This is a genomic window from Mycobacterium sp. (genome assembly GCF_044370595.1).
In the GTDB taxonomy this organism is placed as follows: Bacteria; Actinomycetota; Actinomycetes; order Mycobacteriales; family Mycobacteriaceae; genus Mycobacterium.
Map to the genome: position 1 here is coordinate 1 of NZ_JBILVF010000108.1, position 11579 is coordinate 11579.

General features: G+C 68.7%; 9 protein-coding genes and 1 pseudogene. All 10 read right to left on the minus strand.

Annotated features, from left to right (window positions below; translation table 11 throughout):
* Positions 1-308, minus strand: a pseudogene (locus ADBZ5N_RS13405) (ComF family protein); the annotation flags it as partial.
* Positions 309-348: 40 nt separating this feature from the next.
* Positions 349-2100 carry an MtrAB system accessory lipoprotein LpqB gene (gene lpqB / locus ADBZ5N_RS13410; protein WP_526258101.1) on the minus strand — a complete coding sequence of 584 codons (1752 nt, stop codon included), beginning with the start codon at positions 2098-2100 and terminating at the stop codon, positions 349-351.
* Positions 2101-2111: 11 nt separating this feature from the next.
* Complete coding sequence (gene mtrB / locus ADBZ5N_RS13415; RefSeq protein WP_526258091.1) at positions 2112-3740, minus strand: MtrAB system histidine kinase MtrB; 1629 nt, start codon at positions 3738-3740, stop codon at positions 2112-2114.
* Positions 3741-3777: 37 nt separating this feature from the next.
* Positions 3778-4464 (minus strand): two-component system response regulator MtrA, encoded by a 687-nt coding sequence (gene mtrA, locus ADBZ5N_RS13420; RefSeq protein WP_526258103.1) that lies wholly within the window; start codon positions 4462-4464, stop codon positions 3778-3780.
* A 56-nt stretch (positions 4465-4520) separates the two neighbouring features.
* Positions 4521-5150, minus strand: a complete 630-nt coding sequence (locus tag ADBZ5N_RS13425) for a dTMP kinase (protein WP_526258093.1) — start codon at positions 5148-5150, stop codon at positions 4521-4523.
* Between the two features lies 1 nt (position 5151).
* Positions 5152-6450 carry a lipase family protein gene (locus tag ADBZ5N_RS13430; RefSeq protein ID WP_526258105.1) on the minus strand — a complete coding sequence of 433 codons (1299 nt, stop codon included), beginning with the start codon at positions 6448-6450 and terminating at the stop codon, positions 5152-5154.
* Positions 6451-6505: 55 nt separating this feature from the next.
* Positions 6506-7975: an adenosylhomocysteinase gene (gene ahcY / locus ADBZ5N_RS13435; protein ID WP_526258095.1), complete on the minus strand. Its 1470-nt coding sequence runs from the start codon at positions 7973-7975 to the stop codon at positions 6506-6508.
* Between the two features lie 53 nt (positions 7976-8028).
* On the minus strand, positions 8029-9522 hold the full coding sequence (locus ADBZ5N_RS13440) for an amino acid permease (protein WP_526258107.1): 1494 nt from the start codon (positions 9520-9522) through the stop codon (positions 8029-8031).
* A gap of 49 nt (positions 9523-9571) precedes the next feature.
* The gene (manA, locus tag ADBZ5N_RS13445; protein WP_526258097.1) at positions 9572-10792 is read right to left on the minus strand and encodes a mannose-6-phosphate isomerase, class I; all 1221 of its coding nucleotides are present in this window, start codon (positions 10790-10792) and stop codon (positions 9572-9574) included.
* A gap of 7 nt (positions 10793-10799) precedes the next feature.
* Positions 10800-11579 (minus strand): TobH protein (locus ADBZ5N_RS13450; RefSeq protein WP_526258099.1); only part of this gene is annotated, 780 nt, incomplete at its 5' end.

Genomic DNA, 11579 nt, shown 5'->3' on the forward strand with positions numbered 1-11579 from the left:
GCCGGCACCACGATCAGCGGAAGTTCGACGACGCCCCAGGTGATGAGGCGGTCGATTCCCAGCGCGAGGGTCCGGGCGAACGGCATGACCAGATCGCGACGGCCGTGTTCTTTGACCGCGACGATCCCCTGCCGACGGGCACCGGCGTAGCGGCCCAGCGAGAAGACCGGCACTGCCGGATCGACGCGTGGGGTGACCACATGCGGTTCGTCGGGGTGGACCCGCAGTGCGGCGGCGCATGCGTCGCACCAGCGGGTGGACGCAAGCCCGCAGCCCCCGCACTCCAACGGCAGCACCAGATCAAGCATGCCGCCAGTCTGGACCCGGGGTGTGACGAGCCGGGCTGCCTCAGCCCGGCATCACCGGAACCGCGCCGGCCATCATGAAGGGCCGCAACTCGGTCCAGGTCTGCCCGCTTTCGGCACTGGTGGCCAGCAGTTGCAGCACGCCGCGCGCATCGGCGACGTACACCGCCGACGGGTTGGCGGTCACCGCGGACACCGGCATCAGCAGGTTGCTGCTCGGGCCGTCGGAGTTCACCCCGTCGAGGTTGACGTAGGACACCGGGTGGGCCTGGTCGCTGCGGGTGACCACCAGGTCGTCACCGGTGCGCCAGGCCAGCGACACCACCGACTTGCCGAGGCCGAACCCGATGCGGCGCGGATAGGCCAGGGCGAACTCCCCGCCCGGGGTCTGCTCGACCCCGGCGAGCACCACCTGACCCTCGATCACCATGGCCACCCGGGTGCCGTCCCGGGACACCTGCAGTTCGCCGATCGACCCCGGGTAGCGCGACGTCACCGCCGCGGAGTCCACCGGGATGCGGGCCGGCCGCCCGGAAGCCTCTTCGCGGATCACCCGCACCACGCTGTTGCCGTCCACGACGACCCACACCGCGTCGTCGAGTGCCCAGGACGGCCGCGACAGGGTCCGACCGTCGGTTGCCTGCACCGCCTGCCCGCCTCGCGGGCCGATCCACAGCGCGGCCCCGCCGCCCGGCGGTCCGGCCACCGCGGCCACGTCGCGACCGGACCGGGACAACATCGCTGTGGCCTGGTCGGTCATCGTCCCGAACGAACCGGGCACCTTGACCGCCTGCTGGCCGTCCAACGCCATCAGCGAACCACCCATCAGGGCGTGCACCCCGGCCGCGGCGCCGTCGACGGCACCGGGATCGGTAGCGGCGACGTCGGTGGTCTTCCATCCGTCCACGAACCGGTCGTCCAGCGGGGCACCGTCGACGTTGATCAGGTACGGCCCGTTGACATCGGAGCGGGCCAACGTCCAAATCAGTTGTGCCGCAGCAAGAAGCCGACTGGCCGGGTCGGTGGTGGTGAGGTTCTCCAGATCGACCCGGGCGCCGCCGTAGCCGCGGCCCACCCCGGTCTTGCCCCCGTCGGCCCGGGTGACCGGCCCGCGCAGTTTCAGCGGCGGTCCGAGCAGGTTCTTCACCGCTTTGGCCATCTCCGGTCGCGGTCCGGCGATGAGCTTGTTGACCAATTCGGTGGCCAGCATGTCGGGGTCGGACACCGCCACGTAACGCGGGTCCGGGACGACGGTCTTACCGGTGGGGTCGACGAAGTACAGCGTGTAGCGCTTGTAGGCGGTCTGGAATTGCTGCCAGTCCAGGAATACGCCGTTGGGCAGTCGGTTGATGCGCCAGCCGCTGGGAGTCTGCACCAGTTCGATGGGTCCCGGGTCGGGCAGCTTGCCCTCCCCGGTCTCGAAGACGCCGAGGTCGGAGATCGAACCGAGAATGTCGGCCTGCATGGTCACCGAAATCTTGTCCGCAGAACGGGTTTCGGTGAACACCACCTTGTCGATCAGCAGGGCACTGCCCTCGTCGTCCCACTCTTTGGATGCCGACTCGGTGAGGAACTGGCGGGCGGCCAGATGCCGTTCCTCCGGATCTGCGGTGGCCTTGAGGAACTCTCGCAACAACTGTTCGGGGTTCATCGCCGGGTTCGGTTCCGGCAGTTGTTTGGGCGTTGGGCGCTCGACGGTCCCGATCGCCTGCGGGGCCGAGGAATCGGGCACCCCGGCGCAGCCGGACAGCACCCCCAGCGTTGCCGCCAGCAGCACGCTCAGCAGCACCCTCAGTCGGCGGCGGGTCACCCCCGGTCTCCTGCGGTCTCGCGCTGCCGAAGCCGTTCGGGGGGTTTGAGCGGCAGCGGGCTGGTGGTGACCTTGTGGCCGCGGACCAGCGGCAGGGTCAACCGGAAACAGGCGCCCTTGCCCGGCTCGCCCCACGCCTCCAGCCGGCCCTGGTGCAGACGCGCGTCCTCGATGCTGATCGCCAGACCCAACCCGGTTCCCCCGGAGCGCCGCACCCGCGACGGGTCGGACCGCCAGAACCGGCTGAACACCAGCTTTTCCTCACCGGGGCGAAGCCCCACTCCGAAGTCGCGGACCGTGACCGCGACGGTGTCTTCGTCGGCGCCCATCCGGATCTGCACCGGCCGGTGCTCGGCGTGGTCGATGGCGTTGGCGATCAGATTGCGCAGGATACGTTCCACCCGGCGCGGGTCGACCTCGGCGATGACCGGTTCCTCGGGCATGTCCACCTGCAGATCGACGCCGGCGTCGGCAGCCAGGTACCCGACTTTGCCCAGCGCGCTGTTGACCGTGGAGCGCAGATCCACCGCCTCCACCGACAATTCAGCCACACCGGCGTCGTGCCGGGAGATCTCCAGCAGGTCGTTGAGCAGCGTTTCGAACCGGTCGAGTTCGCCGACCAGAAGTTCGGTGGAACGGCGCAGCGCCGGGTCGAGATCCTCGCTGTGGTCATAGATCAGGTCGGCGGCCATCCGGACCGTGGTCAGCGGCGTGCGCAGTTCGTGGCTGACATCGGAGGTGAACCGGCGCTGCAGGTTGCCGAACTCCTCGAGGTTGGTGATCTGGCGCTGCAGGCTCTCGGCCATATCGTTGAACGACACCGCCAACCGGGCCATGTCGTCCTCGCCGCGCACCGGCATCCGTTCCGAAAAGTGCCCCTCGGCGAAACTCTCGGCGATCCGGGAGGCCGATCGCACCGGCAGCACCACCTGCCGGGAGACCAGCAGCGCGATCCCGGCCAGCAGCAGCAACAGCACCAACCCGCCGGTGGCCATGGTGCCGCGCACCAGTGCGATGGTCCGCTCCTCGCTGGTCAGCGGAAAGATGAGATACAACTCGAGATTGCTGACCCGGGACGGCGCGGGGGTGCCGACCAATAGCGCCGGACCGGAGAACCCTTCGGTGCGCACCGAGGTGTACTGGTAGCTGACCTGACCGGCCTGCACGAAATCACGCAGCGAACGCGGAATCTGGTCCACCGGACCGGCGGAGGTGGCCTCGCGGGGGCCGTCCCCGGGGACGACGAGCACCGCGTCGAACCGGCCCGCCAGACCGGCCGCGCCGGAAGCCTGACCCGGTCGGGAGATCAGGGTGGTGCGGGCCAGTTGCAGGCTGGAGTCCAGCGACCGGGCCTCCTCACCGCTGACGATCTCGCTCACGGTGGCCCGGGCCCGGTTGGCCTCCTCGGTGGCCGCCCGGACCTTCACGTCGAGCACCCGATTGGTGATCTGGCTGGTCAGCACGAAACCCAGGGCCAGGATCACCACCGCCGAGAGTCCGAGGGTCAGGACCACCACCCGAAGTTGCAGTGAGCGCCGCCAGATATGGCCCAGCGCACGGCTCAGCGCATTGGTACCCCGGACGACCGGTCCGGACCGGGTGCGCCGCCGCGTGCTGAAGATCAAGCTAAAGACCTCACGGCGTCAACTGCACCGCGCGGCGTCACGGGGGACCGGCCTTGTATCCCACTCCTCGAACGGTCAACACCACCTGGGGGTTCTCCGGGTCCCGTTCGACCTTGGCCCGCAGTCGCTGGACATGGACGTTCACCAGACGGGTGTCGGCGGGGTGACGGTAGCCCCAAACCTGCTCGAGCAGCACATCACGAGTAAACACCTGCCGCGGTTTACGCGCCAAGGCCACCAGGAGGTCGAACTCCAGTGGCGTCAGCGAGATCTGCTCGCCGTCGCGGGTCACCTTGTGGGCCGGCACGTCGATCTCGATATCGCCGATGGACAGCATCTCGGCGGGCTCGTCATCATTGCGCCGCAACCGGGCCCGCACCCGGGCCACCAGTTCCTTGGGCTTGAACGGTTTCATCACGTAGTCGTCGGCGCCGGACTCCAAGCCGAGCACCACGTCGACGGTGTCGGTCTTGGCGGTCAGCATGACGATCGGCACCCCGGAGTCCGCCCGCAGCACCCGGCACACGTCGATACCGTTCATACCCGGCAGCATCAGGTCGAGCAGCACCAGGTCGGGCCGCAGTTCGCGGACCGCCGTCAGCGCCTGCGAGCCGTCGCCGACAACCGCCGTCTCAAAACCTTCGTTGCGCAGCACGATGGTCAGCATCTCCGCCAGCGATTGATCGTCGTCAACGACCAGGATCCGTTGCCTCATGGCGTCCATGGTGGCATCGAATCGCAACATTTCCCGGCTGCCACGCAGCGCATGTCGCCGTCAGATCAGCACAGCAGGTGCGCCGCCAGCAGTCCAGGCACGATATCGGAGCCGGCCACCGTCCACCGGCCGTGCCACTGGCGCTGCGCCAGCCCGGCGTACACCGCTGCGGTGCGCTGCTGCAGGCCGGCGTCGCGTTCGTAGGCGTCCCGGGCCCGGTCGGCTTCTTCGTCGGCCCGCCGGCGGGCGCGTTCGGCAGCCAGTTCCACCGGCACCGAGAGCAGAATCTGGTGGTCGGGTTCGGGCAGAGCCAACCGGCCGTACTCCAGATCACCGACCCAGGACACCATCTCGCCGGCGGCGTCCTGGCCCAGCCGCGCCGCGCAGTAGGCGGCGTTGGAGGCGACGTAGCGATCCAGGATGACCACATCGTGCTCGGCTCGCAGAGCCGCGATCTGATCCTTGGCCGCGGCGCGGTCCAGGGCGAACAACACCGCCATCGCATACACCGACTCGGCCAGGTCGCCGTGCCGGCCGTGCAGCGCCTCGCTGGCCAGATCGGCGGTGATCGACGTGCCGTACCGCGGGAAGGCCACGGTGGCCACCGACCGGCCGGCGGCGGTGAACGCCTCTCGCAGGCCAACGCCCAGGGTGCGCTTGCCGGCGCCGTCGAGTCCCTCGATGACGACCAGCACGCTAGAACTGCCCGCAGTTCGGCGTGGTGGGCAACCCGTTGAACCGGTCGGCCAGCCACTGCAGCACCCGTTCCCCGTCCACCAGATAGGGCAACGCGTGGTTGACGCCGAGTTTGTTGAACAGTGGCGGCTGCTCATTGGTCCAGAACTGGACGTCGGCCCCCTGAGCGCACCAGTCCCGGGCCATCTGAGCGGCCGGCGCCCACGGGACCAGCGGATCGAAGCGGTTGGACACCACCAGCACCGGGGCTTGCGGCCGGTAGCGGCCGATCTTCTGGTCGTCGAACAGTTTGCGGAACACCGAGTCGGTCACCAGTTGTGCCAGTTGCGGGACGAAGAAATCCTGGGCTCGCTTGAACCGGAACCGCATGACCGTCTCGCCGATGCACTGGTTCTTGGTGTCGTCGAGCAGTTTGTGGCCCATCGGGGTCAACGTCGCGCGCACCTTGTCGGTGACCTCCGGGTAGGTGGACAGCACCGAATTCAGCGCGTAGCCGATGAGGCCGACCATGGCGCTGCCGTCGGTATAGCCGATTTGATCCTCCAGATCGGCCGGGGGGGCACCGGCGAACGCGCCGACGATGTTCAACTCCGGTGCGTAGGCCGAGGCGAGTTCGACGGCCCCGGCCGACGCGCCGCCACCCTGGGAGTAGCCCATCAATGCGATCGGGCCGCCGGGGGACAGTGAGGTGCCGGGCAGCCGCAGCGCGGCCCGGCCGGCGTCGAGCATGGCGCCGGCCTGCGAGACGCGGTTGACGTAGGTGTGCACGCCCGGGGTGCCCAGACCCTGATAGTCGGTCATGACGATCGCGAAACCGCGGGCGACCATGGTGGAGACGAACAGCGACTCGTAGTTGAAGACGATGTCCAGGAACGGCGCGAAGTGGATGCCCTGATTGAACAGGCGCGACGGGGCGCACTGGTCACCGAGACCCTGGGTGCCGGGGCCGTAGACCACCAATGGGCGCGGGCCGGCACCCGGCCACGGGTGGTACGGCTCGAAGTAGGTGCCCGTCACCGCCATCGGGTTGCCGCGGGAGTCGGTGCTGCGGTACATGATCCGCGTCCCGGTGGCCATGATTGCGCCGAGTTGGCCGGACGGTTCGAGCACCAGCCGGGAGGGCTCGGTGCGGATCAGATCGCCGGGCGCGCCGGGTCCTAGCGGGTCCGGCGGGGTGTAGAACGCGATGTACTCGTTCTCGTTGTAGTACGGGTCGACGGGGTGGTACGGATCGTCGGCGCGGGCCGGCCCGGCGCAGGCCGCCACCAGCAAGGCTGCCACCAGCAAGGACGTCAGCATCGCACTCCACCGCGACGCGCAAGCCACGGCGGCAAGCTATCACCGCATCAGCGGTTCAGTACCGGTAATGCTCCGGCTTGTACGGACCTTCGACGTCGACACCGATGTACTCGGCCTGATCCTTGGACAGTTTGGTCAGGGTGCCGCCGAGTGCCTCGACGTGGATCTTGGCCACCTTCTCGTCGAGGTGCTTGGGCAGCCGGTAGACCTCGTTGTCGTACTCGTCGTTCTTGGTCCACAGTTCGATCTGGGCGATCACCTGGTTGGAGAAGCTGTTGCTCATCACGAACGACGGGTGGCCGGTGGCGTTTCCGAGGTTCAGCAGCCGGCCCTCGCTCAGCACGATGATGGAGTGGCCGTCCGGGAAAATCCACTCGTCGACCTGCGGTTTGATGTTGATCCGGCGGATGGCCGGGTCGCGCTCCAGGCGTGCCATCTCGATCTCGTTGTCGAAGTGCCCGATGTTGCCCAGGATGGACTTGTCCTTCATCGCCCGCATGTGGTCGAGGGTGATGATGTCCTTGTTGCCGGTAGCGGTGATGACGATGTCGGCCCAGCCGATGGCCTCCTCGACGGTCTTGACCTCGAAGCCGTCCATCATCGCCTGGAGGGCGTTGATCGGGTCGATCTCGGTGACCGCCACCCGGGCGCCCTGGGCCTTGAGCGCCTCGGCACAGCCCTTGCCGACGTCGCCGTAGCCGCACACCAGCGCGGCCTTACCACCGATGAGCACGTCGGTGCCGCGGTTGATGCCGTCGATCAGCGAGTGGCGGGTGCCGTACTTGTTGTCGAACTTGCTCTTGGTGACCGAGTCGTTGACGTTGATCGCCGGGAAGGCCAGTTCGCCGGCGGCGGCGAACTGGTAGAGCCGCAGCACGCCGGTGGTGGTCTCCTCGGTGACGCCCTTGATGGCGTCGGCGATCCGGGTCCACTTGTGGGCGTCGGCTGCCAGGCTGGCGCGCAGCAGGTTCAGGAACACCTTGTATTCATCGGAGTGGTCGTCCTCCTCGGGCGGGACCACCCCCGCCCGCTCGAACTGGGCGCCGCGCAGCACCAGCATGGTGGCATCGCCGCCGTCGTCGAGGATCATGTTGGCGGGCTCGCCGGGCCAGGTGAGCATCTGCTCGGCGGCCCACCAGTACTCCTCGAGCGTCTCGCCCTTCCAGGCGAAGATCGGCACACCGAGGGGCTCCTCAGGGGTTCCGTTGGGGCCGACGACGCACGCCGCCGCGGCATGGTCCTGGGTGGAGAAGATGTTGCAGGACGCCCATCGGACTTCAGCACCGAGCGCGACGAGGGTCTCGATCAGCACCGCGGTCTGCACCGTCATGTGCAGGGAGCCGGACACCCGGGCACCTTTGAGGGGCAGGACGTCGGCGTATTCGCGGCGCAACGCCATCAGACCGGGCATCTCGTGCTCGGCCAGGCGGATCTCTTTGCGGCCGAACTCGGCCAGCGACAGGTCGGCGACCTTGAAGTCGATCCCGTTGCGGGAGTCTGCGGTCATGTTCAGAGCTGAAGACATGCCGATTACGGTAACCGCAACGGGTTGCAATCCCCGAATCGGGGATTTTTCTGCTACGAGGTGCGCACCGACTCCGGACCGGCCTGGGCGGCCAGTCGCTGGCCGAGCACCGAGTGCCGTCGGCCGTAGCAGGCGTACACCGCGACCCCGATCGCCATCCACACCGCGAACCGCACCCAGGTCAGCGCTGTCAGGTTGAGCATCAGCCACAGGCAGGCCGCGATGGACAGGATGGGCAGCACCGGGACGAACGGAACGCGGAATCCGCGGTCCAGATCGGGCCGGGTGCGCCGCAGGATGATCACCCCGGCGGACACCAGGATGAAGGCGAACAATGTTCCGACGTTGACCATCTCCTCGAGCTTGGACATCGGGAAGACGGTGGCGGCCACCGCGATCATGATCGCGACGATCACGGTGATGCGGACCGGGCGGTCCTTGGCGTCGGTCTGGGCCAGACCGCGGGGCAGCAGTCCGTCGCGGGCCATGGCGAACATCACCCGCGACAGTCCCAGGATGAGCACCATGACCACCGTGGTGAGACCGGCCAGGGCACCGATGGAGATGATCTTGGCGGCCCAGTCGATGCCGTTGAGGGAGAACGCGGTGGCCAGGTTCGCCTTCCCGTGTCCGCTGTCGCGCAGTTGGGTGTAGCTGACCATCCCGGACAACACGATCGACACCGCCACGTAGAGAACGGTGACGATGGCCAGCGAGGCCAGAATGCCCCGGGCCACGTCGCGTTGCGGGTTCTTGGTTTCCTCGGCGGTGGTGGCCACCACGTCGAATCCGATGAAGGCGAAGAACACGATGGAAGCACCGGCCAGCACGCCGTACCAGCCGTAGTGGCTGCCGCCCCCGCCGGTCAGCAGCGAGAACACCGACTGGTCGATACCCGTGCCGGCGGCCCCGGCACCGGTTTCGGTGGGCGGGATGAACGGGGAGAAGTTCTCCGGCTTGATGTAGAAGGCGCCGACAGCCACGACGAGCAACACCACGGCGACCTTGATGGCGGTGACGACGGCGGAGAAGTGTGAGGAGATCTTGGTACCAAACGCCAGCAGGGTTGCCACCACCGCGACGATCAGCAGTGCGCCCCAGTCGAAGTCGATCGGCCCGAGATCCCAGACGCCGCCGGAGAATCCGAAGACCGTGCCCAGGTAACTCGACCAGCCCTTGGCGACGACGGCCGCGCCGACGGCGAACTCCAGGATCAGATCCCAGCCGATGATCCAGGCGACGAACTCACCGAAGGTGGCATAGGAGAAGGTGTAGGCACTGCCGGCCACGGGAAGCGTGGAGGCGAACTCGGCGTAGCACAGCGCAGCCAGCCCGCAGGTGACCGCGGCGATCACAAACGAGATCGACAGCGCCGGGCCGGTGATATTGCCGAAGGTGCTCGCGGTGACGGTGAAGATGCCGGCACCGACGACGACGGAGACACCGAAGACGGTGAGGTCCCACCAGGTGAGTTCCTTGCGCAACCGGGTCGCGGGTTCATCGGTGTCGAGGATCGACTGCTCCACCGACTTGGTGCGCGCGGACATCGCACCGAGGGTGCGAAGACGGGCGGGCATGCGGGCAGAGGCTACCCGCTCAGCCCCCCACTGTGGCGCGGAACAATCGACTCGGCGTGCTCGCCACGACCCGGATCGGGCCGTCGTCGGCAGCCACCCACGCCGCCGCCCCGCGATCGATGCGCACCTCGCCGGCCTTGGCGTGGGCCGTCACCGAACCGTCGGTGCAGACCAGGATCTGCGGGCCGTCGTGCCGTGACCGGAGGTCGACCTGGCGCCCCAGGCTGTCCCCGTCGAGGGTCAACACGGAGGCGGCGAACTCGGCCGCCGGGGTGTCATAGATCAGTTCGACACCCTCGCGGTGGGTACCCACTCGGGCGTCCGGCACCGGGTCGAAGTCCAGCACCCGCAGAAGTTCGGGCACGTCGACGTGCTTGGGTGTCAGTCCACCGCGCAGCACATTGTCGGAGTTGGCCATAACCTCCATGCCGACCCCGTGCAGATAGCTGTGCAGGTTGCCCGCCGGCAGGTAGATACCCTCCCCCGGAGCGAGAGCGATCCGGTTGAGCAGCAGTGCGGCCAGCACCCCGGCGTCGCCGGGGTAGCGTTCGCCCAGTTCCAGCATCGTCCGGGCCTCGGCGCCGAACACCGTTGCTCCGGAACGGATGTAGCTCACCGCGCCGTCCAGAACCGCCGGAATGAGTTGGTCGACGTCGGATTGCGGGGCGGTGATCCAGGTGGTGAAAAGGGCCCGCAGCCCGGCGGCGTCGGATTGGTCGGCGAGCAGCGCGAGGTAGGGGTCCAGCCCCGGCACCGCCAACGCGCGCATGAACTCCACCGACTGCGCGGCGGGGCGGAAACCGGCGAGTGCGGCGAAGTCGCTGAGCGCCACCAGCAGTTCGGGCTTGTGGTTGCGGTCACGGTAGTTGCGTACCGGCGCGCTGACCGGCACCCCGTGGCGCTCCTCACGCTCGAAGCCGTCGGCGGCCTGTGCAGCACTGGGATGAGCCTGAAGCGACAGCGGCTCGTCGGCGGCGAGCACCTTGACCAGGAAGGGCAACACATCGCCGAAACGCCGGCGCACCGCGGGCCCGAGTTCACCGTCCGGGTCGGCGGCGATGACGTCGAGCAGCGACTCCTCGCCACCGGGGCCGTCGAGTCGGGCCGGGTCCCCGGGGTGGGCACCGAGCCAGAGTTCGGCCTCCGGGTGCGCGGTGGGCGCCGGGCGGCCGGTGAACTCGGCGATGGCCGTCCGCGACCCCCACGCGTACGTCCGGACTGCTCCGTGTAGACGCTGCACGAGCCTGCTATCCCCCCGCCAATCTCAGATAAACCGCAGCCATCTCCAGCCGTACCGCGAGGGTGGCCAACTGCTGGGTGGCGCTGGCGTTTCTCTCCGGGACGCTCTCCGGGACGCTCTCCGGGACTGATCCGGCCTCCCCGACATCCACGACCCCCACCAGATCGACGCCGTCCATTCCGGCGACCCGCGCAGCCAGCGCCGGACGCTCCGCATCCAGGGTCAGCGCCAGCACCCGCAGCCGGGCCGGCAGCGGCCCGTCGATCTCCTCGTCGTGGAACAGCGCTTCCACCGGATCGCCGAAACCCGTCGCAGGCCCGCGCCGCAGGGCCACCATGGCGTCGGCCAGACCGGCCGCGGCCACTGTGCGTCCGGCGATGCGCAACAGGACCGCCGCCGCGTGCCGGGCCAGCGCGCAGGTGGCCTGGCCGTCTCCGGCCAGGACCACGGGCCGGTTCGAGATCCGCTCGGCCAGTGCCTTGGCCGGGTTGGTGAAGATCTCCCGGGACACGCTGTTGCGCAGCGCCTCGGCGTCGAGTTCGTCGGCGATGGCCGCCAACTCGGCACCGCCTGCCTGATCCTGGGCTTCCGGATCCGGGGTCGGGTCCACCGCGGCCAGAGTGGCCAGCCCGGCGGCCAGGTACCGGCACAACCCGAATTCCTCGGGCACCCACAGCCGGGGGGCCAGTACCGCGGCCCGGCCGGCGGTGGCGTCCCGCATCGGCCCTTCGTACGGGGTGGCCACGACCACCCGGGCGCCGCGGCGCACGGCGGTGGCGGCGGCCGA

Excerpts from the sequence above, each read along its gene's own strand:
- mtrA (WP_526258103.1), bottom strand. The coding sequence starts at position 4,464 with ATGGACGCCATGAGGCAACGGATCCTGGTCGTTGACGACGATCAATCG.
- ADBZ5N_RS13430 (WP_526258105.1), bottom strand. The coding sequence starts at position 6,450 with ATGCTGACGTCCTTGCTGGTGGCAGCCTTGCTGGTGGCGGCCTGCGCC.
- ahcY (WP_526258095.1), bottom strand. The coding sequence starts at position 7,975 with ATGTCTTCAGCTCTGAACATGACCGCAGACTCCCGCAACGGGATCGAC.
- ADBZ5N_RS13440 (WP_526258107.1), bottom strand. The coding sequence starts at position 9,522 with ATGTCCGCGCGCACCAAGTCGGTGGAGCAGTCGATCCTCGACACCGAT.